A 20,606-nucleotide genomic window follows, 5' to 3' on the forward strand; every position below is an offset into this window, starting at 1 on the left:
TCAACAGCCTTTTGATTCTCCTGGCCGTGCTGGGAACGCGTGTCTTGGTAAACGCCTACACGGCCGAAAGCGTGGGCGACGCGCCAGACGCCCAGGCGCTGAAGGAAACGCGCCAGGAAATTGATCAGGCGTTTGAGACCGTGTTTTCCAGTGGCGACGGCACGCGCCAGGTCTGGGCCGACCATATCGCCAGTGAGCTGGACGTTCGGGACTTCTCAGCCGCACGCGGCTATCTGCTCGCCGCGCCCGTCATGCTTGACCGCGAAGACTCGCGCGCCATTCTGGCCGCAGCAGCCGCCGAGGAGTCGGGGGATAACGATCAGCGCCTGACGAATGCGGCGCTCCTATTCTTGCCGAATGACGTTCGGGCAAGCTATCAACGCGCGATAGAACGCCCCCAGGTGCTGACCTCGACGGACCCGGCACCGACGTCTGAAGAGCCATCCGACAGCGACGCAGATGCTGAAGCCGACAGCGACATCGCCTCAAACGAGAGCGTGGCTGAGTCTCCACCGGCCGACGCAGCGCCTTCCGATACGCCGGCCACAACCGAGCCGTCACAGTCCTTCACGCTCATCGGCGACAATTCAGATCTTGTGCGCCGCTCACAGCGCTGGGCCAATGGTGAACCGGTCAACACAACGCAGCTGCGCCTGATCGCAATCAGCCAGTTGCAGCAGGATGATCCGGCAGTTGAAGACACCTATCGCAGCGCAATTTCAGTCCTTCGCGGCGCGTCGCGGGCCCGCCGACTGACGCCCCAGTACACCGATTATATCATCCAGCGCGTGGACCTCGCCATGCCGGAAGCCCAAACACTGGCAAGCCTTCGCCGCGCCCTTGTGGGCGTTGCCCCCAATGCAGAGCGTGAACGCCGCGTCCTGGCCGCCTACCAGTCTGCGATTGACGCTGACGGCATGGCCCGGCTTGAACGGGACCTCTTCTTCATCGCCCGCATCGCCAAGCTCACCAGCCCGACAGGCGCCATGACGATGCTCGAAGTGGCCGAAACCCCTGAAGACGTGAAGAAAATGCGGCTCGTCGCCGAAGCAGGCGGTGATCGCGGTGTCGCCCTGACCAAGCAGATCGGCCGTAGTGTCACGTCGCTCGCTCAGATCGGCGTGCAATGGTCAACTTCGCTGATACTGCAGCTTCTGGCATTGCTCGCCATCGTGATCGCGCTGTGCTGGTCGACTTATTCCGCGCTGGGTCGAATGACGCCCCAGGACCGATATCACCGCTAGACCCTAGTTCAGCGCGAACGCACCGGTCAGGCCGTCGATCAGCAATTGCACCGACAAGGCCGCCAGGATCACACCGAAAATCCGTGTAATCGCACCGGCGACGCTTTCACCCATGGCTTTCACAAGCGGTGACGCCAGCAGGAACACAATCAGGCACAGCAGCATGTTGAGGCCAATCGCCAATAGCACCGCCCCTTGCGTCATCCAGTTCGCCGATTCCGACATGAACAGCATGGCCGTCGCAATGGAGCCCGGCCCGGCCAGCATCGGGATGCCGATTGGAAAGACCGAAACATCTTCAAGTGTTTCGTGTTCTTCCAGATACTCGTCGGCGCGTGTTTCCCGCCGCTCGGTCCGTTTCTCGAACACCATGTCCAGCGCGATCAGGAACAGAAGCGCGCCGCCAGCGGCCCGGAAGGCGTCAATCGTGATGTGAAGCTGCTGCAGCAACCAGGCGCCGAAAAACGCAAAGCCGAAAATGATGACCGTCGCGACCAGGATTGATCGGATCGCCATGCTGCGACGATACTTTGCATCGCCTTTCGCCGTCAGCGACGCAAAGATCGGCGCAACGCCAAGCGCGTCGATCAGGACGAAGAACGTCACGAAGGATGCTGTGAATACGGAGAGAAGGTCGCCTGTCATGGGCGGCGCACTAGCTGGACTGACGCAACGCGTCCAGTATTTCTTCAGTGACAGCGTGCAAGGTTGGGCTGCCAGAACGCATACTTGCCGGCCGCTCAACGTTTCTGTTCTCTGACATGATCGTGATCAGGCGTAATCCGCGAGCCCGTTGGAGCAGATTGTCCAAATCGTTGGCGCTCGTCGCTTCACCGGTCAGCCCATTGCCGAAATCGATCCGGATGCACGCATCAGCCTTGCCTTTTTCAAGCAGTTCGATGCCTTCGTCCAGGCTCACAATCGGCGCGAGTGTATCCAGTTTTTTTGCGTTGCACTCAACCATGGCCAGCCTCGCTAAATCCGCGTCTCAGCAGTTTCCGGCAAGACCCAAGCGCCTTGTACAGATCTCCGGCAGCGACCTGTCGTGCAATATTCAGAATATCTTCGCGCTCGGACTCGTCAGGCGTGGCCGCCATCAGGTCCGCGATCGCTGAAATGGCGCCATCGTACAGCAATCCGCTGGCCTCACCGGTCAGATACATCTGCATGACCGCGAAATAGACCGCATCATGCGGCGTGCGGATATCTTCGGGAAACATGATGTCGCGCTCGCGCAGAATCCGCGCTTTTGTCTCAAGCAGCATCGTACCGCGCCGTTCCCCATTGCGGATCACGGCTTCGTTGATGACAACAGCCTCTAGCGGCTTCAGCGACAATTTTAGAGGCATAATCGCCCCCCACAGCAATTCGTTCGGCCCGATTCGGTCCCTTATACTTAAAACTGTAAAGGTTACCACCGTCTTGAAAATTTCTTGTTTCCGAAAGGGCTGCACATTTACGCAAAGGCAGGGGTGACTTGGAGGTTGCCCTTGGCGACCGGGCGTCTATCATCGACGGCAGTGAGGAATTGGAGACCCATATGCGTTTTGAAGGCACCGAGAACTATGTCGCAACCGAAGATCTGCGGGTTGCCGTCAACGCTGCGATCGCGTTGCAACGCCCATTGCTGATCAAGGGCGAGCCCGGAACCGGCAAAACGGTGCTGGCGATTGAGGTGGCAAAAGCGCTCGGCGTTCCGCTGATCGAGTGGCACATCAAGTCCAGCACAAAGGCGCAACAGGGCCTCTACGAATATGATGCGGTCAGCCGCCTGCGGGATGGCCAGATGGGCGATGAGCGCGCCAAGGACATCTCCAACTACATCAAGAAGGGCAAATTGTGGGAGGCGTTCACCTCTGACCAGCGCCCGATCCTGCTGATCGACGAGATCGACAAGGCCGACATCGAATTCCCGAATGACCTTCTGCAAGAGCTCGATCGGATGGAGTTCTACGTTTACGAGACCGATGAGACGATCAAGGCCAAACAGCGCCCGCTCGTCATCATCACCTCGAACAATGAGAAAGAGCTGCCGGACGCCTTCCTGCGCCGCTGCTTCTTCCACTTCATCAAATTCCCGGACGAGCAGACGATGAAACAGATCATCGACGTTCACTATCCCGGCATCAAACAGAAGCTGGTGAGCGAGGCCCTGACGACCTTCTACTCGATGCGCGAAGTGCCTGGCATGAAGAAGAAGCCATCGACGAGCGAGCTGCTCGACTGGCTGAAACTCCTCATGAACGAGGATATCGATCTTGAGACGATGAAAGAGCAGGACCCTGACAAGCTCACGCCGCCACTGCACGGCGCGCTTCTCAAGAATGAGCAGGATGTCGCCCTCTTCGAACGCCTCGCCTTCCTGTCGCGCCGAGAAAGCGGCAGCCGCCGCGGCCCGGCAGGCTAAGGCCTCGCCATGAAGCGGGTAGTTGCTCTCCTCTGTCTGGGCATCGCCTCTGCTGGTTCCGCTTTAGCGGCCCCGGAAAATGGCGGTGTTCTTGAAGAGAAGAGCCTTCCGCTCGAAAATGGCGACGCATTCTTCTTTGATATCTCGCAGGAGACGCAGCAGGCCGTTCACGGATTGAGCGGTCTTGTCTGCCCGTTTGATATAGACGGCCACCAGCTGACACGGGTCGTCCAGTTCAGCTTGACGGGTCGTGATGTCAGCTGCGGCTACAATTCCCCGGGCGGTGATTCCACGCTGACCTTTTACATGTCGTGGTACGGCACAGGCGCAGTGCCGGACGCCATTGTAAAAAGCGGCCTCGATGCCATGCGTCAGGCTGGCCTGTTCGGTGACATCTCCGACACAAAGTCCCTCGATCTGGCCTTTGGCGGAAAACCGCTGGACAACTGCCTCTCCGCCACCATGGACATCAGTGATCCCGCGCGCCCGGAAAAGTCCTCAGTAACGGCGTGCGAGATCGATGGCTGGTCTTTCAAGGTTCGTGCGTCGTGGAGCACGCCTGATACCATTCCGAATGGTGGTATAACTGATTTCACGTCCACCCAGGCACAAGCCCGCGAACGCCTCGACGCGTGTGTCGACTGGCGCGAAAATCCTTCGCCCGAAGCTGACAGTCTCAATCAAAAAACAGAAATTCTGCTAGCCATACTCACCGGTTTTGCAGCCGACTCTGAATCACCTGACGAAAAAGCAGATGACAAACTTGCCGATGATGCCTGCTACGTAACTGAGTTCGCAGGAAACAATACCGCGTGGCTGATGACGGCGTCCCCCTCCGCGCAGCCCGACGCCTGGCAGATGTCCCGAGCGACCCTTGATGGTCTTGTTGAGCCCGCAGCGCTGAAAATCACTCGAGGCATCACTGGCCTCACTTCACTGCTCGACGACGGCAAGGACGACCCCCGCGGCGTCTGGTATCTCTCTGGCGCGCTTTCTGAGAGCGAAATTGGACTATTCCGGGTTTATCGCGGTCGCCCGACATATGAGCAGGCGCGAAACGATTTCATCGGCGTACTAAAAGGCGAGATCGGGTCAATATCCAGCATTGAGTTCGAGGAAGGCGGCGGCTCAACGATTAATCTCGCCGTAGACTAGTCGCTCGCGATTGCCATCGCCGCCCCGGATAGGGCTATCAGCGCGGCTTTTGACACGCCAGCCCTGCTCCACCAGCCAGTCGCAGAACGCCGCCTCAGCGCGCTCCACAGCCGCCTGGTCGCTCACAAGACCGCCCTTCCCCACATTCTCGCGGCCCACCTGAAACTGTGGCTTGAACAGTGTGACCAGCTCTGCCCCCTCCCCCACGAGCGACAATGGCACGGCCAAAAGCTTTTCCAGCGCAATGAAGCTCGCATCACAAACGATAAGCGATGGCGCCTCGCCCAACATGTCCGCCGTCAGCGCCCTTGCATCCGTCGCTTCCAGGGACGTCACACGTGCATCGCCTGCAATCTTCGCATGAAGCTGCCCGCGCCCGACATCTACCGCCACGACAGACCGCGCCCCGCGCGACAGGAGCACATCGGTGAACCCGCCCGTGGACGCCCCCACATCCAGGCAGTGGCGCCCAGACGGGTCCACAGCGAACACGTCCAGCGCATGGGCGAGCTTCACGCCGCCGCGCGACACCCATGGATGCGCAGCCTCGGCCTCGATCCGGTCTTCAGCCGATATCTTCTGCGACGGCTTGGTCACGACCCTGCCGTTCACCTGCACACGGCCCGCCGCAATCGCCGCCTGCGCCGCCGAGCGCGTCTCGAACGCGCCGGTTTCAACGAGGATCCGGTCTGCGCGGTCTATTCTTGCCATTGCCTGCCTTTACGGAACAGATACCTTGGGGAAGTGTTGTTTTATCAGGTCTGATTACAGGTCCGGACCTCAGAACCAAGGAGATTTTCATGACACGCTATCTGACAACATCAGCAGCAGTTGCATCGCTCGCCGTCCTCTTCGCCTGCTCCCAGCAGACGTCGAACGCGCAGGAAGAAGCCGCAACACCGCCGCCAGAACCAACCGAAGCACAGGACCAGATCCCTGACGACGCCGGCATGGATGGACCAAAATCCATCCCATCGATGATGCGCGCCACCGGCGACCTGATGGGCGTCGACGGCAACACGATCGGCTCGGTCAACCTCATCGAAGGGCCGAACGGCATTGCGATGAACGTCTCAATTGAAGAGGGCAGCCTTGAGCCCGGCTGGCACGCAATCCACCTGCACCAGACTGGTGATTGCAGTGACACCGGAGAATATAAGGCATCCGGCGGCCACATCGGCAAGATTGAAGGCGGCCACGGCCTGCTCAATCCGGATGGCCCGGAAAAGGGCGATCTGCCCAACCTCTATGTCGCTGCAGACGGCTCAGTTGAGTATGAAACCTTCACCAATCTCGTCGCCATGTCAGACATCCTGGACGATGATGGCAGTGCCGCGATCATCCATGAAGGCCGCGACGATCATATGAGCCAGCCAATTGGCGGCGCAGGGGCCCGTGTGGCTTGCGCCGTGATCGAATAGGTCCACATCGCACCAGCTGAAAAACTTAAGCGCCGCAGACATCTGTTTGCGGCGCTTTTTTTGTTTGCCTCAGAGCCTAGTCCTGCCGCGTGACCTTCCCGCGCAGCGCCTTCTTTTCTCCTGTTTCCTTCTTGGCCTTGATGCGCCGCTCAATGGCCCCTCGCCCGGGCCGCGTCGGAATTCGGCGCTTTCGCTTGCGGGTCGCCTTCTGGATCATCGAAATCAACCGCTCGCGCGCTTCGTCCCGGTTGCGCGCCTGAGAGCGATGTTCGCTCGCATCGACGATCACATCGCCATCCTTGGTAATCCGGTTCTTCCAGAGCTGGCGGAAACGCGATTTGATGTGAGGCGGCACGCTCGAGGCATCGACATTCCAGCGCAGCTGCACAGCCGTCGAAACCTTGTTCACATTTTGCCCACCCGGCCCCGATGCCCGCGTGAAGGTTTCGACGAGCTCCCAATAAGGCACTGTAATTTCGTCGTTTATTTCGAGATCTTTTGATGCGCTCATGATGAAGGACCTGTTCAGCTAAGGTTCAAGCTGGGAACTGTAGGATTAGTTAACGCTTTAATATTGCTGAAAACCACCCGCCGGACCGCTGGCGGTCAACACCCTAGGAGACCCCAGATGGCCCTCTTTTCCTTATTGTCAAAGCTAAGCGCGGCGAGCGCGCTTGTTCTGGTAACACTTACACCGGCAGCCATGGCTGACCAGCGCCGGGGCGACCGTGGTGACCGAGGTCATTATGATCGCGGCGGACATCATAGCGATCGCGGTGATCGTCATCGCAATCGCGGCGACCGCCATAACGACCGCTATGACCGCGGACGTCGGCACGGTGACTGGAATCGTCGTGATAATAACCGCTATGACTACAATCGCGGCCGGCACTATTCAAACAACTACTATCGGGCACCAAGCCATACCTACCGCCGCCCGGTTGTCCGGCAGTACTATTACAATCGCCCTGCCTATTCCTACAGCCGCCCGTCGGTGAGGTACTACTATAATTCCGGATACAGCCATCCACGCTATCACATCGGCAGCCGGTATTCGTACAATCCGAACACGATCGTGATCAGTGATTATGGCAGCTACGGCCTCTACGCCCCGCCGCAAGGCCACCACTGGGTTCGTGACCGCTATAGCGGCGACGCAGTCCTCGCATCGGTTGCAACAGGCGCCATTATCGGCCTCGCCATCGGTATCCTGTCAAACTAGTCAAGTTTGATACCCCATATTCAAAAGCCCGGCATTTCCTTTGAAATGCCGGGCTTTTTCGTCGTTCATCTTCCATTTAGCGCGAGTCATGTTTTATATGAATCACCGGCACAGATTTTTTGCGGTCGGTGTTCTGTTCAAACAGCTGAAAGGAGGTGATCCAATGTCGAGTGAGAAACCAGGTACGGCGATTGGGTCCGTTCGGGCTGGTGGACTTGGAGAGCAACCTCTCTTCGTTTGCTAGCACAACATCGACAAGGCCTTGTGCCCTGTCAGGATTCAGAGCCAAGCCGGCTCACGGAGGCCACCCAAACGGGTGGCCTTTTCGTTTTCAGGCTTTCAGAAACAAGGGCTGATCGACGGCCTTCGCAACCGATCAGAATTTACCGCGGTTCAGGTCTTCGCTGAGGCGCACCTCAACCGGCTCACCGGCCAGTCTCTGGCGATAGACCTGCGTATTTTCCAGCACGCGCTGGACATAGTTGCGGGTCTCGGCAAACGGGATGAACTCCACCCAGTCGATGACATCCACCTCGCCGGCACGCGGATCGCCATATTCCTGCATCCAGCGACGAGGGCGAGACGCCCCGGCATTATAGGCCGCAGCTGCCATGATATAGCTGCCATTGAACTGGCCGAGCAGCGTATCGAGATGGGCGCCGCCCAGCGTCATGTTGTAGCCTGGATCATCGGTCAGCCATGAGGTGCGATAATCGAGCCCAATGTTACGGGCTTCTGTGCGCGCCGTACTTGGAATGAACTGCATCAGGCCGCGCGCATTGGCATGCGACACCGCTGACGGGTTCATCTCGCTTTCCTGCCGCGCAAGCGCATACATCATGGCGCGCTCGACACGCGGCTCTCTCTGCAGCTGGTAATCGGGGACAGGGAACACCGCTTCAGTCGCAACCAGCCCTTTGGCCAGCCCGGCTTTAGCCCCGCGCACGCCAATGTCCTGGAACATGTAATCTGACGACATTTCCGACAGGAGGATGTAGTCCGCCTCGCTGTCGAGCATGTCATCGACATGATAGGCGAACTGGCGGAACTCCGCGGCCTGTCCGTTCTCCGCGAGCAGGCGCATCGCGCGGATCAGCGGACGGCTGTAAAAGGAGTTGCGATCCGCCTCCGTCACATCCGCCTGTTTTTCGAGATAGAGCTGCGTCTTGGCGACCTTCTCTGCAGCGAGCTGGCCGTAATAGACGTAAGGATATTGCGCCGCACGCTCATAGTACTGCATCGCCGCGCCGGGATTGCCCAGCGCGTCATGCGAGCGGCCCTGCCAATAGAGCGCACGTGCCTGGCTGATGGGCGTCGATGAGCCTTCCTCCAGCGCTTTGAAGTGCACCAATGCCGCTTGCGGGTCTTTCAGATGGCGCAGCGCCGTCCAGCCAGCCACCCACGTCGCCTCGGCAAAATTATTGCCTGACGACAGACCATGGTTCTTCGCGAGCGCGTAGGCCGACTTGTAATTCTTTTCCCGGAGCGCGGTGCGGATCAGACCATGTCTTGCATTCCACAACTCATTGCGCCCGGCCTCCGGTATCCTGTTACCGTCCACCTGCTCCAGCAGAGGCACATAGGCCGAAGACCCTTGTCCGGCCTTACGGCGCCAGACCGCTCGGTCATAAACGAGACCATCATTGTTGATCAGCGACGCTGGAACCGCATCGATCGCCGCGTCGACACCAGCTGCACGCGCCTGCAGCTTGCTGCGCGCGGTTATCAGCTTCTGCCAGTCGCTGCCGACATAGGGCGACAGGCGCGAGGCGGCCGAGCGCTGGTTCGTCCAGAGCAGGAAATCGGCGCGCTGTTGATGGTCGGTCTGCGTCAGAACACTGCCATATGTGTCCAGCACAAACTGCGTCGTCTCATTGTCCAGCGTGTTGCGGTGCCAGGCTTCGCGGATGACTTCGGTCGCCTTGGCAGAATTGCCGGTCGCGCGGTAAGCTTCTGCCAGCGCGACCCGTCCTTCGCCGGAAACAGGCCCACCAACAGAGTCGAACCAGGCGATTCGATCTTCCATCGACAGAGTCGAATCAGCAATCGCCTCTTCTGCACGCACTTGCGGCCGCGTCATATAGGGCCAGTCGCCCTGCGTCCGTAACAGGCCGCTCAGCTCATCGAAGGACATTTCGACATCGCCGCGCCCGCGATACCAGCGGATCAATTGACGCACGGTCTCGTCCCGCGCCTGCGCCTCAAGACGGCGAACTTCGGTCCAATTGCCGCTATCTGCTGCGTTGATGGCATCGCGCAGGATCGCAGCGTCTGTGGTAGACACCACCGAAGACGCCGGAACGAGGTCAGGCTTGAGGCCCGGCGTTGCCGGCATTGCCGCTGATGCCAGCGATGCTGTTGATATCAGTAAGAAAGATGCGAATGTTGCCTTGTATGTGCTAACGCGCATAAAGCCCTGCCTGTTTTCTAATATTAGCTGACGTGTCACACAGAACGCCAGTGAGTCCAATTCAAAGTGTTCAACTAATAAATCGCGGCAAGATTACGATGTTCCATGGTTCCATTCCTGCGCTGGTCACTCCATTCAAAAATGGGGCCATCGACAAGACCGCATTTGCCGACCTGGTCGAGCGCCAGATCGAGTGCGGTGCGGGCGCGCTCGTCCCCTGCGGCACGACCGGCGAGTCCGCTACGCTGAGCCATGAGGAGCACCGCGAGGTCGTTTCTCTTTGTATCGAAGTCGCAAAAGGCCGCATACCGGTCATCGCGGGCGCAGGTTCGAATTCCACTCGAGAAGCCATCGGCCTTGTCCAGCATGCCAAGGACGCCGGCGCTGACGCCGCCCTTTGTGTCTGCCCCTATTACAACCGGCCCGATCAAGCAGGCCTCGAAGCCCACTTCACGGCCATTGCAGACGCGGTGGCCCTGCCCATCATTCTCTACAATGTGCCCGCACGGACCGTCTCCGACGTCCAGCCAGACACGGTGATACGCCTCGGCAAACATCCGAACATTGTCGGCATCAAGGACGCAACGGGTGACCTGTCACGCGTCACGCTTCACGCCGCTGGCCTTGAAGGCGAACAATTCGTCCAGATCTGCGGTGAAGACCCTGTGACGCTCGGCTATCGCGCCATGGGCGGCGTTGGCTGCATTACGGTCACCGGCAATGTCGCGCCGCAGGAAATGGCAGACATGCACACTGCGGTCGATAACGGCGATCTTGCCAAGGCGCAGGAGATCGAAAAGCGGTTCATCGCCCTGCACAAAGCCCTCTTCTGCTCACCATCGCCTGGCCCAGCAAAATACGCGCTGTCGCAGCTTGGCCTCTGCTCTCCTGAGACCCGCCTGCCAATTGTCGGGCCCGATGCTGCAGCCAGAGCGAAGATCGACGCTGCAATGGCGATTGCCGGTCTTATATAGAGCGACATGTCGAAGAAGAATCAGATCAAGGGCCGTAATGACGGCCTCGTTGCAGAAAACCGCCGCTCGCGGTTCGACTATCATGTCGAAGACACGCTTGAGGCCGGACTGGAGCTGCGCGGCAGCGAGGTGAAATCCCTGCGCAATGGCCGCGCCAATATCGCTGAATCCTATGCTGGCGTGGAAAATGGGGAGCTCTGGCTCATCAATTCCGATTTCCCGCCCTATGAAGGCGCCAACCAGTTCAATCATGACCCGCGCCGCCGACGCAAACTGCTCGTTTCCAAACGGGAACTCTCAAAGCTGGCCCAGTCGGTCGAGCGTGCCGGCCGCACAATCGTGCCGCTAAAGCTCTATTTCAATGAGCGCGGGATCGCCAAGCTCCTGATCGGCGTGGCCACCGGTAAACGCGCGCCCGACAAGCGTGAGACCGCCAAGAAACGTGACTGGCAGCGCGACAAGGCCCGCATCCTCAAGGAAAACTAGGCGCCGATAATCTCGGCGAACTGCGCCGGGTCAACATTGCCGCCTGAGAGGATCACGCCGACATTTTTTCCGCGTGCCTCATCCGGCAAGTCAAACAGCGCGCAGGCGAGCGCCGCCGCCCCGCCCGGCTCGACGACCAGCTTCAGCTCTGAAAACGCAAGCTGCATCGCCTGCCTGATCTCAGCATCGCTAACGGCAAGGCCGCCCGTGAGTTGCTCTCGCCCCAGCGCCCAGGTCAACTTGCCCGGTGCTGGCGTCAGGATCGCATCGCAGATGGAGCGCGTGCCCGGCGCATTGGTGACAACTTCGCCGGCCTTCAGGGACCGTCGCCAGTCATCATGCTCCTCCGGCTCAGCCGCCCAGACCTTCGTGCCCTTCGCCTTTGCGTCGTAGCCGAGCGCCAGTCCATTGATCAGCCCGCCGCCGCCCGCACAGCAGATGATGTGGTCCAGCACCGTGCCCGCCTCATCCATCTGCTCGGCAAACTCCACACCGGCGCTGCCCTGCCCCGCAATGATGTAAGGGTCGTCGAAACTAGGCACGAGCACCGCGCCGCGGCGCTCGACTTCCTCTTCTGCAATCGCCTCGCGGCTTTCACGCTCGCGGTCATAGAGGCGGACTTCGCCGCCATCCCGCTTCACTCCTGCAATCTTGATCGCAGGCGCATCGGACGGCATCACGATGAGCGCTGGCATGCCAAGCCGCTTGGCCGCGCGCGCAACGCCCTGCGCGTGATTACCGGATGAGAAAGCCACGACACCTGCGGCGCGCTCGTCTTCCGGGATTTGCAGCAGCCGATTGCTCGCTCCGCGCAGCTTGAAGCTCCCCGTGGTCTGCAGATTTTCGCACTTGATAAAGAGCCTGGCACCGGCGCGTTCATCCAGCGCTTCATTGCGGATGACAGGCGTGCGCACGACATGGGCCCGCACCCGCTCGGCGGCCTCGACCACGGTCTGATGTGTCGGCAATTGCATCATTCAGAACGCTCTACTGGGTTCGGAACGCAGCGCCAGATGCAACGCGTTGGGACCGGAACCATTCGACAAAGGCCGACAGCCCGTCTTCCAGGCTAACCTGCGGATTATAGCCATAGTCGGCCTGCATGCGGGATATGTCCGCGCAGGTTTCCGTCACGTCGCCCGGCTGCATCGGCTCCATCGCCATGCGGGCCTTCTTGCCAGTGACCTTCTCGATCGTCGCAATGAAATCCATCAGCGTGACCGGCTGATTGTGTCCGATATTGTAAAGCTTGTGGGCGCGCTCGCCCTCAACAAAGACTGCACGGCGCGTCGCAATCGCTTTCAGTCCGGCAATGGCGTCTTCGATGAAGGTGAAGTCACGCTTCATTTTGCCACCATTGAAAACGCGGATCGTTTCGCCGCGAAGAATACGGTCTGTGAACGACCAGTACGCCATGTCCGGGCGCCCCCACGGCCCATAGACCGTAAAGAAGCGCACACCGATCTGGCGCATATCATAGAGCTTGGAATAGGCCTGGCTCATCAGCTCATCTGCGCGCTTGGTCGCCGCATAGAGTGAAACAGGACGGTCTACATTCGCGTCCTCGCTGAAGGGCGCGACCGCATCGTCCCCATAGACAGAACTAGATGAGGCATAGACCAGAAGCGGCGCCCGCGCGGCCCGGCGGCAGAATTCCAGCACCGCCAGATGACCCGTCATATTTGACTGCGCATAGGCGAACGGATTTTCGAGCGAATACCGAACACCCGCCTGCGCCGCGAGATGGATCACCCGATCAATCGAATCGCGCTCCGGCAGCGCCAGCAGTTTCTCATGATTGGAAATATCCAGCTTCTGAAAGCGGAAATTGTCATGCCGCTGCAACTCGTGCAGGCGGGCCTGTTTCAGCGCGATATCGTAATAGGCATTGAGGTTATCGATACCAATGACATCATGGCCATCCGCAAGGAGGGATTTCGAAATTCGCGATCCGATAAAACCGGCGGCGCCCGTTACAAGAAATCTCATGCGCTCTCCTCGTTCATTAGGCTATACCCGCCCTTGAACTACAGGAAAAGCAGGACGCTGCACTTGCGCATGACCTCACAGATACTTGGACAGGATGCGCTTTGCCTCACTTGCTGTTTCAGGATGCTTCAGCGCATGCGCAACAACCGCCTCGAAATAGCCAGCCTTTGAGCCGCAGTCGAACTCTTCGCCGTCAAATTCGTAGGCGTAGAAAGGCTGGCTTTCCATCAATCGAACCATCGCATCGGTCAGCTGAATCTCGCCTCCGGCGCCTTTGCCCTGATCTTCCAGCAGCCCAAAGATTTCAGGACGCAGGATATAGCGACCGGTAATCTTCAGATTGGATGGTGCCTCAGCGCGCGGCGGCTTCTCGACCATGCCGGACATCTCAATCAGACGCCCATCGCGGGACTTCGGCGCAATGACGCCGTATGACGACACATTCTCTTCCGGCACCGGGTCAACCGCTACGATGTTTCCGCCCGTCTTGTCATAGGCCTCAACCATCTGCGCCAGGCATGAGGGCTTTGCCCTCACAATCACGTCCGGCAGCAGAACGGCAAAAGGCTCGTTTCCAATAATGTCCTTGGCGCACCAGACCGCATGACCAAGCCCAAGCGGCGCTTGCTGACGGGTAAAGCTCGCCGCGCCCGCAGGCAGCTTCGTGCTTTGCACCTCCTTGAGAATTTCGGCTTTGGACGCTTTGGCCGACAGCGAATGCTCAAGCTCGTAAGCTTCGTCGAAATAATCCTCGATGGCGCCTTTGCCGCGCCCGGTCACGAAGACGAAGTGTTCGATACCGGCTTCACGGGCCTCGTCGACGACATATTGCAGCGCAGGTCGATCAACGACCGGCAATAATTCCTTTGGAATGGATTTCGTAGCTGGCAGCACACGGGTCCCATGCCCCGCCACTGGCAATACTGCTTTGCGAATTCCCATTAAACGCCCTCCGGTCCGCGAGTCACTGACTGGGCGCGATCATACGGGTCTGCGGCGCCAATACCAGAACAGAGCTACCAAATTCCGGAAAAGATGAACACGCCAAGGATCGCAGTGATGCCGGACGCCGACGCCAGAACCCGTCCCATATCCATGATCTGGCGCTTTGGTGAAGGGGCTGCAATCTTCTGCTCCAGATGTTCCTGAAGCTCACGCGCAGGCGACGAACTCACCTCTTCGCTATGCGTTTCACCCGCCTCGCGCAGGGACGGCGCAGCGTCCGGCGTCACAACCGAAGCTGGCTTGTTCGGATCATCGAAGTGTTTTTTCTTGGCTGCCATTGAGAACGCCTTTCCTGGCAGGCGTTTTCGCATCCCATCCCTAATGAAGCGCTAAATCGGTCTGCGGAATTGGACACGACTCGAAGTTTCGTCTGCGCCGCTGTCACCCGTCAGGCAGGCTTGAAAGCCCCGTTGCCGGCATCAACCACCGAAAACACAGAGTGCAACACATCATTGTGCAGGGCTTCTCTGGGCGGCCCGTCAGCAACGCACCCACCTTTATCCAGCACGATCACCCGGTTACACCAGGCCTGCGCCAGCCTGAGGTCGTGCAGCGCCAGACAGACTGTCTTGCCTTCACTCCGCTTGCGCTCCAGCGCCGCCATGATCGACAGCTGATGGGCAATATCCAGCGCGGCCAGTGGCTCATCCAGCAAGAGCACGTCGCCATCACCCGCAAAAAAGCGCGCCAGATGCACCCGTGCCTGTTCGCCGCCCGACAGCGACAGAACGTGCCGCCCGGCCAGCGCCGACGCGCCCGCTTCTTCCATGGCGGAGACCACCCGGGCACGATCTTCCTCTCCAAGCCGTCCGAACCGGCCGCCGCCCCAGGCATGCCGGCCAAGCGCAACAACATCCTCGACCAGAAGGTCCCAGCTCAACTGCCGTGTTTGCGCCAGCCACGTCACCTGACGCGCCAGCACAGATGGTTTCAGCCAGTCTATATCATTCCCGTTCACATGAACGTCCGTGACAGCGCTTGCGAGCAGGCCGCCCATCAGCTTCAACAGCGTCGACTTGCCTGCGCCATTCGGCCCGACCAGCCCGACCAGCTCGCCCGGCGCCATACGGTAGGATTGTGGCTGCAACACCGTCTTGTCGCCCAGCTGAACACCGGGCGCATAAATATCGATCTCTATCATAGACGCCCCCGGGTCAGACGCGCTGAAATCCAGATGAAGACAGGTGCACCAAACAAGGCCGCCGCCACGCCTAGCCGCAGCTCCCGGTCAAATGGCAGCACCCGAATTACAATGTCTGCGCCCAACAGAATGACGCCAGCCAGAAGCGCTGATGGAACCAGCAACCGTGCCGGATCTGACCTCACAAATGGCCGCACGATATGGGGTGCAACAATCCCAACAAATCCGATCGCGCCAGCAATGGCGACGCTCGCGCCTGTCAGCAAGGATGTGCCAGCAATCACCAGAGCGCGGGTCCGTCCAGGCCGCGCGCCAAGCGAGGCCGCCGTTTCATCTCCAAGGCTCAGTGCCCGAAGGCCCGGTCCCGCGACCAGCACGATGCCAAGTCCCAGCGCCATCACAGGCAACACGAGCACGATGTCAGCCCAGGACCGGTTCGACACAGACCCAAGCAGCCAGTTCATCAAATCAGCCAGCGAATAAGGATTGGGCGCAAGGTTGAGCGCCAGCGCGATCATCGCCCCGCCCGCACTCGACAGGCCGATGCCGACCAGCAGCGTGCGCACCGTATCGCCCTTCGGACCGGCCGCCACCAGCAGAAGGATCACCGCCACGACCGAAAACCCGATCGCCAGCAGCGGCACTGCCAGCCAGGTGAGGCTCGCCAGCCCGAAATAGAGCGCAATCACTGCGCCCAGCGACGCAAAGGCCGACACACCGAGGACTCCGGGGTCAGCGAGAGGGTTGCGCAGCAGCCCCTGCAAGGCCGCACCGGCAAGCCCAAGGCTGGCGCCCGTCACAAACGCCGCGACAGCCCGCGGCATCCGTATCTCCCAGATGATGATCGAGGATGGCCCGGTCTGGCCCAACAGGCCCGACCAGAGGTCGTCCGCCGAAAGGTCGGCCGTTCCGATCATTGCCGAGGCCGCGATCAGTAAAATGGCGAGCACGCCAAGGGTGAGATTAAGCCGGCTCATTTGCTTGCCACCGCATCGGCGACATCGGCCGCCTCACCCGCCACAAACCAGGCCGGACAGGCCAGGCGTGATTCGTCGAGTTCGATCGTCTCTGCATTCTTCATAACTCTCTGCATGACCGGATGACGGCTGAGGCTCCAGTTTGAGGCAGTGTCCTCATCAAAGCCAAAAAACGCCGCCAGCACGCGATCTGGCGGTGACTGGACAAGCTGCTCGAGTGGCAGGTTGATCCATCCTGTCTCCTGCACAACATTGGTAAGTCCTGCCGCCTGCATAATCGCGTCGACCATTGTCCCCTTTCCGGCAGTGACCCCGCCCGGCGTGAGATAAAGCGCCCGCTTGCCGGTTGCCGCCACGCCAAAGCCGAGCCGTTTGGCCAACGCCTCTGCCCGCTCGGACTGGCCGAGCGCCTCGCCCACTTGCCGGGTGACCCGCGCAGCGCCTTCAAAGTCCGACGCATAACCGATCTGGATCACCTCGATGCCAAGGCGCTCATAGAACGCCAGGGCCCGCGAATCGCCGCCCCAACTGCGCACGACAAGGTCAGGCTGTAGCGCGATAACGTCTTCAGCCAGCGCCCGCACGACTGGCAGGCCTTTGGCCTTGTCGCGCAGGTGGCTGAAGGCGCGTCCGGCATGCGGGCTCACGGCAAGGATCTGGTCCCTGTCCGCAAGCCCCATGACAAACTGGTCCGCACAATAATCCAGCGAGACGACACGCGGCTTGACGGGCGTTTCAGCAGTGCCCGCAAGCGCGCCGGTCAACCAGATCAGGAGGACCGCGATCGCTCTCATCTGAGCTTCAGCCCGATAAAGCCGGCAGCCCCTGCTGACGCATAGCCGAACACATCGACCGTATCTTCATCAAACAGGTTTTCCCCGCGAACGGTCAGACTGATCCGGTCATTGATCGGCCATTCCGCGCTGGCAGACACCAGCGTGTACGCGTCCAGCTTCACGAGCTCAGCCGGGTACACACCGAAATTGGTGTCGTCCTGCTCACCGACATGATCCAGGGCCACGCCAAGGCGCACGCCATCCTTCACAGGCTGCCACGACACAGCGAGGCTGCCCGTCCATTCCGGAATACGGATTTCATCCACGCCCGTATCGTTTTCGGAAGTGAAGCTCGTCGCCTGCGCCCGAAGGTTCAGCCGCTTGGCGAGTTCAATCTGCACGGCCGCCTCAACACCTGACCGCTCGCTCTTGGCGGCGCGGTTCATCGCCGTCGACTCGAAGGTCGGCGTGTATGCGGTGTAGATTTCATCTTCGAGGTCAGCCTGGAAGTAGGTCAGCGACGCCTTGCCCTTGTTCCATTCCTGATCGATGCCGATTTCCCAGCTCTCCGACGTCTCCGGCTCAAGGTCCGGATTGCCGACGAAGCTGCCAGGATAGTAGCCGAAAAGCTCGGTAAAGGATGGGTTTTTGATCCCCCGGCCAAAGGAGGCTCTGAGGCGCGTGCGGCTATTGAACGTGTACGACGCACCGGCCCGGTAGGTCGTGGCATCATCAAAATCATCGCCATTGAAGTCTTGCCGGATGGAGGCGTTCGCATTGAAGCCGCCGACCCGGATCGCATACTCACCGGCAATGCCGACGGTTTCGAAAGACTTGCTCTGATTTGGATCGCCATACGCCAGATCGGTGGAGACGCGCTCATAATCCTCGCGCTCATAATCGATCAGGAGGCTCGCGACATAGGCGACGACACCCGACTTGCTGTAAGACGGGCTCCACGACACCTTTGTGCGCTGACCCGTTGTTTCATCGGTGAATTTTCCGTCAGCCCGGTTTTCCCGGTTCACATCATTGTAGTTCGCCCGGAAGATGTGATCGATCGGGCCGGTCTCGCCAGCCAGCGCCGCGCCGACCATCCATTGCGTGCCGTCTGTCTTGCGGTCTGCATTGTCCAGCTGGCCATCGAAATCGAGGTCAGGATCGCTCTCGGCATAGGTATCGCGATAGCTCGCCAGCGTGGACAGCTTCCATCCGCTAAAAACCTCGCCCTGCCCTTTCAGCAGAAATCCGCCATTGCGCGAGCCATCCGCTTCGCCATTGCGGCCGGACACATCATACCCGTCCGTCGTAAAGCCAGAGGCGACGGCTTGCAGATTAAACCCGCCAAGGTCAGTCCCGCCGCCAATCGAGCCACGGACCGTTTCCCGGCTGCCGATCTCGAAATCACCACGAAGGCCTTCTTCCTCGCTCGTATAGATGCCGATGACGCCGCCAATGGCATCAGACCCGTAGAGCGATGATTGCTCTCCCCGCAGGACTTCGATGCGGCTAATGCCGAGCGATGTCAGCAGGCCAAAATCGGTTTCCCCGGTCACCGGATCGGAAAACTCGATCCCGTCGACCAGCACCAGCGTATGGTTCGCTTCCGCGCCGCGCAGACGCACCTGCGTCAGACCACCGACAGTGCCAGAGCGTGAGACCGCCACGCCGGGGACCGCCCGCAGCTGGTCTGCCACATAAGGCGTGTCGCGGATTTCGAGGTCTTCCTCGGTCAGGATCGACACGTCTTCGGTCAGACGCGAATCGATCACCGGGCGCAAACCGGACACCATCACGGAGTCGAGACGGCGCTCGCCAATTTCCTGCGCCAGTGCCGTCGCTGGCAGGGCAAGGGCGAACAGCCCCATCGGAATAAACTTATACATCATTGTCCGAACTCCTCGGAACACAGGGCCCGGCACACAAGGCCAGCCCGATCACAAAACCAGCCGGACAGGACCTGTCCGACGCGAAATGTGTCGTGAAACGGAGGATACTCCGCCTGCCTGTCCGCTGATCCCGGCGGCGGGCAAACGACGTGACGGCAGGTCTCCTGACTTCGCGGATGCTCACCTTCTCGCCGCCTTCCCGGATTGCTCCAGTGGCATCTTGGCGAGGGCTAGCCGCTTACAGTTGCGGGCACAGCGCCGGATTTACACCGGCTTCCCTTTTCACCCGTCCCCCATGAGGACAGGCACCGTCAGAGGCGGTCTCTACGCCGTTGCGCGGCCCACGGCAAGCCCTGCATAAAGACCGTGCAGCGGCTTTGATCGCGGCGTGTCTCTGCTCACAGTGTCGGGCAGGAAAGCAGACAATCTGCTAAACATCCCAACAGTCACCAGTCCCGATGGGAGATGCATGAAAACGTCGAAGCCAAAGAAATCATCCTGGATGGCGCGCCTGCGTCTGCCGATCCTTATCCTTCTCGCCGCCGCCGCACTCTGGGCGGCCGCAAGCTTTGGCTGGCCGGACACCGATTATACATCCGCAACACTCATCGGCGTGAAATTCCTGACGATCATCGCCATTGGCTGGGCGGTCGTCTCCTTGATCGACTATTCGCTGATGCGCCGGATGAACCGGCTTGAGATCGATGTCGACGACAATCTCGAAGCGCGCCGAATCGCGACCAAGCTCGATGTCATGCGCCGCGTGATCGTTGTGGTCGGCGCGATTGCTACCCTGGCCAGCGCGCTTGTCGTGGTGCCGTGGGCGCGCCAGCTCGGCGTTTCTCTTCTGGCCTCTGCCGGTATCATTGGTATCGCCGTCGGCCTCGCCGCGCGGCCCGTCCTGTCCAACCTCATCGCCGGCATCCAGATCGCTTTCACCCAGCCGATCCGGATCGAGGACGCTGTCGTCGTTGAAAACGAATGGGGCTGGATCGAGGAAATCGATCTCTTCTACGTCGTCATCCGCATCTGGGACCGGCGCCGCCTTATCGTGCCGCTCACCTATTTCATCGAGAAACCCTTCCAGAACTGGACCCGGAAATCGGGCACCATCATCGGATCGGTCTTCTGGTATCTCGACTATCGCGCCCCCATCGCCGCCATGCGTGAGAAGCTGGAAGAGATCTGTAAGTCGACAGACCTCTGGGACGGCGAGGTGGTAAACCTGCAAGTCTCAGAGACCGACAAGACCTCCATTCAGGTCCGCGCCCTCGCCACGGCCAGCACCAGCCCCCGCGCCTGGGATCTGCGCTGCTACATTCGCGAACAGATGATCAACTGGCTACAGGCCGAACACCCAGAGGCCTTCCCACGTTTCCGCGCGACGACTGAAGTGGAGGAAAAGCCCGCTCCGTTCGAAATGCCGCCGCAGGGCGAGCGCGACATCGCCCTCGGTGACCAGTCGCTGGATGGAACCGAGGCGCTGCCACAGGATCGCCGGGAGCCCTAG

General features: G+C 60.1%; 22 protein-coding genes and 1 riboswitch. Of the genes, 8 read left to right on the forward strand and 14 right to left on the reverse strand.

Annotated elements, in window-relative coordinates; all coding sequences use genetic code 11:
- Positions 1 to 44: 44 nt before the first annotated feature.
- On the forward strand, positions 45 to 1,244 hold the full coding sequence (locus B8783_RS00185) for a hypothetical protein (RefSeq protein WP_139792167.1): 1,200 nt from the start codon (positions 45 to 47) through the stop codon (positions 1,242 to 1,244).
- 3 nt (positions 1,245 to 1,247) lie between these two features.
- Here the strand turns inward: B8783_RS00185 and B8783_RS00190 are convergent, their stop codons facing one another.
- The 3 genes from B8783_RS00190 to B8783_RS00200 are packed head-to-tail and all read right to left on the reverse strand — an operon-like array spanning position 1,248 to position 2,593.
- On the reverse strand, positions 1,248 to 1,889 hold the full coding sequence (locus B8783_RS00190) for a MarC family protein (RefSeq protein WP_084417764.1): 642 nt from the start codon (positions 1,887 to 1,889) through the stop codon (positions 1,248 to 1,250).
- A gap of 10 nt (positions 1,890 to 1,899) precedes the next feature.
- Entirely contained in the window at positions 1,900 to 2,208 is a 309-nt protein-coding gene (locus tag B8783_RS00195; protein WP_084417765.1) for a hypothetical protein, read from the reverse strand.
- Positions 2,201 to 2,593 carry a flagellar biosynthesis repressor FlbT gene (locus tag B8783_RS00200; RefSeq protein ID WP_084417766.1) on the reverse strand — a complete coding sequence of 131 codons (393 nt, stop codon included), beginning with the start codon at positions 2,591 to 2,593 and terminating at the stop codon, positions 2,201 to 2,203. The genes B8783_RS00195 and B8783_RS00200 overlap by 8 nt, the downstream gene beginning before the upstream one ends.
- 191 nt (positions 2,594 to 2,784) lie before the next feature.
- Between B8783_RS00200 and B8783_RS00205 the strand changes: the two genes are divergently transcribed.
- Both B8783_RS00205 and B8783_RS00210 read left to right on the forward strand, forming a co-directional pair.
- The gene (locus B8783_RS00205; RefSeq protein ID WP_084418311.1) at positions 2,785 to 3,651 is read left to right on the forward strand and encodes an AAA family ATPase; all 867 of its coding nucleotides are present in this window, start codon (positions 2,785 to 2,787) and stop codon (positions 3,649 to 3,651) included.
- Between the two features lie 9 nt (positions 3,652 to 3,660).
- Positions 3,661 to 4,806, forward strand: coding sequence for a hypothetical protein (locus B8783_RS00210; RefSeq protein WP_084417767.1), 1,146 nt, complete (start codon positions 3,661 to 3,663; stop codon positions 4,804 to 4,806).
- Here the strand turns inward: B8783_RS00210 and B8783_RS00215 are convergent.
- The gene (locus tag B8783_RS00215; protein WP_084417768.1) at positions 4,780 to 5,517 is read right to left on the reverse strand and encodes a TlyA family RNA methyltransferase; all 738 of its coding nucleotides are present in this window, start codon (positions 5,515 to 5,517) and stop codon (positions 4,780 to 4,782) included. The two genes, B8783_RS00210 and B8783_RS00215, sit on opposite strands and share 27 nt — an antisense overlap.
- Positions 5,518 to 5,606: 89 nt before the next feature.
- On the opposite strand from B8783_RS00215, the gene B8783_RS00220 reads away from it, so the two are divergent.
- On the forward strand, positions 5,607 to 6,227 hold the full coding sequence (locus tag B8783_RS00220) for a superoxide dismutase family protein (protein ID WP_233355623.1): 621 nt from the start codon (positions 5,607 to 5,609) through the stop codon (positions 6,225 to 6,227).
- A 76-nt stretch (positions 6,228 to 6,303) separates the two neighbouring features.
- On the opposite strand, the gene arfB is transcribed toward B8783_RS00220, so the two are convergent.
- Entirely contained in the window at positions 6,304 to 6,738 is a 435-nt protein-coding gene (gene arfB / locus B8783_RS00225; RefSeq protein ID WP_084417769.1) for an alternative ribosome rescue aminoacyl-tRNA hydrolase ArfB, read from the reverse strand.
- Positions 6,739 to 6,855: 117 nt separating this feature from the next.
- Here arfB and B8783_RS00230 point away from each other — a divergent pair, with 117 nt between their 5' ends.
- The gene (locus B8783_RS00230) at positions 6,856 to 7,449 is read left to right on the forward strand and encodes an RcnB family protein (protein ID WP_084417770.1); all 594 of its coding nucleotides are present in this window, start codon (positions 6,856 to 6,858) and stop codon (positions 7,447 to 7,449) included.
- Positions 7,450 to 7,825: 376 nt separating this feature from the next.
- On the opposite strand, the gene B8783_RS00235 is transcribed toward B8783_RS00230, so the two are convergent.
- A complete protein-coding gene (locus B8783_RS00235; RefSeq protein ID WP_169711656.1) occupies positions 7,826 to 9,784 on the reverse strand; it encodes a lytic transglycosylase domain-containing protein in 1,959 nt (652 codons plus the stop codon).
- Positions 9,785 to 9,957: 173 nt separating this feature from the next.
- On the opposite strand from B8783_RS00235, the gene dapA reads away from it, so the two are divergent.
- Complete coding sequence (gene dapA / locus B8783_RS00240; RefSeq protein ID WP_084417772.1) at positions 9,958 to 10,833, forward strand: 4-hydroxy-tetrahydrodipicolinate synthase; 876 nt, start codon at positions 9,958 to 9,960, stop codon at positions 10,831 to 10,833.
- A 6-nt stretch (positions 10,834 to 10,839) separates the two neighbouring features.
- On the forward strand, positions 10,840 to 11,319 hold the full coding sequence (gene smpB / locus B8783_RS00245) for an SsrA-binding protein SmpB (RefSeq protein ID WP_084417773.1): 480 nt from the start codon (positions 10,840 to 10,842) through the stop codon (positions 11,317 to 11,319).
- Here the strand turns inward: smpB and B8783_RS00250 are convergent.
- The 8 genes from B8783_RS00250 to B8783_RS00285 all read right to left on the reverse strand — a co-directional run bounded on the left by B8783_RS00250 (position 11,316) and on the right by B8783_RS00285 (position 19,096).
- Positions 11,316 to 12,296: a threonine ammonia-lyase gene (locus B8783_RS00250; RefSeq protein ID WP_084417774.1), complete on the reverse strand. Its 981-nt coding sequence runs from the start codon at positions 12,294 to 12,296 to the stop codon at positions 11,316 to 11,318. The two genes, smpB and B8783_RS00250, sit on opposite strands and share 4 nt — an antisense overlap.
- A 10-nt stretch (positions 12,297 to 12,306) precedes the next feature.
- On the reverse strand, positions 12,307 to 13,308 hold the full coding sequence (locus tag B8783_RS00255) for an NAD-dependent epimerase/dehydratase family protein (RefSeq protein WP_084417775.1): 1,002 nt from the start codon (positions 13,306 to 13,308) through the stop codon (positions 12,307 to 12,309).
- 75 nt (positions 13,309 to 13,383) lie between these two features.
- Positions 13,384 to 14,250: a UTP--glucose-1-phosphate uridylyltransferase GalU gene (gene galU / locus B8783_RS00260; protein ID WP_084417776.1), complete on the reverse strand. Its 867-nt coding sequence runs from the start codon at positions 14,248 to 14,250 to the stop codon at positions 13,384 to 13,386.
- Between the two features lie 74 nt (positions 14,251 to 14,324).
- On the reverse strand, positions 14,325 to 14,591 hold the full coding sequence (locus B8783_RS00265) for a hypothetical protein (protein WP_084417777.1): 267 nt from the start codon (positions 14,589 to 14,591) through the stop codon (positions 14,325 to 14,327).
- A gap of 110 nt (positions 14,592 to 14,701) precedes the next feature.
- Positions 14,702 to 15,454: an ABC transporter ATP-binding protein gene (locus B8783_RS00270; RefSeq protein ID WP_084417778.1), complete on the reverse strand. Its 753-nt coding sequence runs from the start codon at positions 15,452 to 15,454 to the stop codon at positions 14,702 to 14,704.
- Positions 15,451 to 16,431 carry a FecCD family ABC transporter permease gene (locus B8783_RS00275; RefSeq protein ID WP_084417779.1) on the reverse strand — a complete coding sequence of 327 codons (981 nt, stop codon included), beginning with the start codon at positions 16,429 to 16,431 and terminating at the stop codon, positions 15,451 to 15,453. The genes B8783_RS00270 and B8783_RS00275 overlap by 4 nt, the downstream gene beginning before the upstream one ends.
- On the reverse strand, positions 16,428 to 17,225 hold the full coding sequence (locus B8783_RS00280; protein ID WP_084417780.1) for an ABC transporter substrate-binding protein: 798 nt from the start codon (positions 17,223 to 17,225) through the stop codon (positions 16,428 to 16,430). Before B8783_RS00280 ends, B8783_RS00275 begins: the two co-directional genes overlap by 4 nt.
- Entirely contained in the window at positions 17,222 to 19,096 is a 1,875-nt protein-coding gene (locus B8783_RS00285) for a TonB-dependent receptor plug domain-containing protein (RefSeq protein ID WP_233355624.1), read from the reverse strand. The genes B8783_RS00280 and B8783_RS00285 overlap by 4 nt, the downstream gene beginning before the upstream one ends.
- 138 nt (positions 19,097 to 19,234) lie before the next feature.
- Positions 19,235 to 19,424, reverse strand: a riboswitch (cobalamin riboswitch).
- A 141-nt stretch (positions 19,425 to 19,565) separates the two neighbouring features.
- Between B8783_RS00285 and B8783_RS00290 the strand changes: the two genes are divergently transcribed.
- A complete protein-coding gene (locus B8783_RS00290) occupies positions 19,566 to 20,606 on the forward strand; it encodes a mechanosensitive ion channel family protein (RefSeq protein ID WP_084417781.1) in 1,041 nt (346 codons plus the stop codon).

This window comes from Henriciella litoralis (assembly GCF_002088935.1).
Classification (GTDB): Bacteria; Pseudomonadota; Alphaproteobacteria; order Caulobacterales; family Hyphomonadaceae; genus Henriciella; species Henriciella litoralis.

Coding starts and splice junctions, on each gene's coding strand:
- B8783_RS00280 (WP_084417780.1), bottom strand. CDS start 17,225: ATGAGAGCGATCGCGGTCCTCCTGATCTGGTTGACCGGCGCGCTTGCG.
- B8783_RS00290 (WP_084417781.1), top strand. CDS start 19,566: ATGAAAACGTCGAAGCCAAAGAAATCATCCTGGATGGCGCGCCTGCGT.
- B8783_RS00270 (WP_084417778.1), bottom strand. CDS start 15,454: ATGATAGAGATCGATATTTATGCGCCCGGTGTTCAGCTGGGCGACAAG.
- B8783_RS00190 (WP_084417764.1), bottom strand. CDS start 1,889: ATGACAGGCGACCTTCTCTCCGTATTCACAGCATCCTTCGTGACGTTC.
- B8783_RS00215 (WP_084417768.1), bottom strand. CDS start 5,517: ATGGCAAGAATAGACCGCGCAGACCGGATCCTCGTTGAAACCGGCGCG.
- B8783_RS00200 (WP_084417766.1), bottom strand. CDS start 2,593: ATGCCTCTAAAATTGTCGCTGAAGCCGCTAGAGGCTGTTGTCATCAAC.
- B8783_RS00235 (WP_169711656.1), bottom strand. CDS start 9,784: ATGCCGGCAACGCCGGGCCTCAAGCCTGACCTCGTTCCGGCGTCTTCG.
- B8783_RS00275 (WP_084417779.1), bottom strand. CDS start 16,431: ATGAGCCGGCTTAATCTCACCCTTGGCGTGCTCGCCATTTTACTGATC.
- B8783_RS00220 (WP_233355623.1), top strand. CDS start 5,607: ATGACACGCTATCTGACAACATCAGCAGCAGTTGCATCGCTCGCCGTC.
- B8783_RS00250 (WP_084417774.1), bottom strand. CDS start 12,296: ATGATGCAATTGCCGACACATCAGACCGTGGTCGAGGCCGCCGAGCGG.
- B8783_RS00285 (WP_233355624.1), bottom strand. CDS start 19,096: ATGATGTATAAGTTTATTCCGATGGGGCTGTTCGCCCTTGCCCTGCCA.
- arfB (WP_084417769.1), bottom strand. CDS start 6,738: ATGAGCGCATCAAAAGATCTCGAAATAAACGACGAAATTACAGTGCCT.
- B8783_RS00210 (WP_084417767.1), top strand. CDS start 3,661: ATGAAGCGGGTAGTTGCTCTCCTCTGTCTGGGCATCGCCTCTGCTGGT.
- B8783_RS00265 (WP_084417777.1), bottom strand. CDS start 14,591: ATGGCAGCCAAGAAAAAACACTTCGATGATCCGAACAAGCCAGCTTCG.
- smpB (WP_084417773.1), top strand. CDS start 10,840: ATGTCGAAGAAGAATCAGATCAAGGGCCGTAATGACGGCCTCGTTGCA.
- B8783_RS00195 (WP_084417765.1), bottom strand. CDS start 2,208: ATGGTTGAGTGCAACGCAAAAAAACTGGATACACTCGCGCCGATTGTG.
- dapA (WP_084417772.1), top strand. CDS start 9,958: ATGTTCCATGGTTCCATTCCTGCGCTGGTCACTCCATTCAAAAATGGG.
- B8783_RS00230 (WP_084417770.1), top strand. CDS start 6,856: ATGGCCCTCTTTTCCTTATTGTCAAAGCTAAGCGCGGCGAGCGCGCTT.
- galU (WP_084417776.1), bottom strand. CDS start 14,250: ATGGGAATTCGCAAAGCAGTATTGCCAGTGGCGGGGCATGGGACCCGT.
- B8783_RS00205 (WP_084418311.1), top strand. CDS start 2,785: ATGCGTTTTGAAGGCACCGAGAACTATGTCGCAACCGAAGATCTGCGG.
- B8783_RS00255 (WP_084417775.1), bottom strand. CDS start 13,308: ATGAGATTTCTTGTAACGGGCGCCGCCGGTTTTATCGGATCGCGAATT.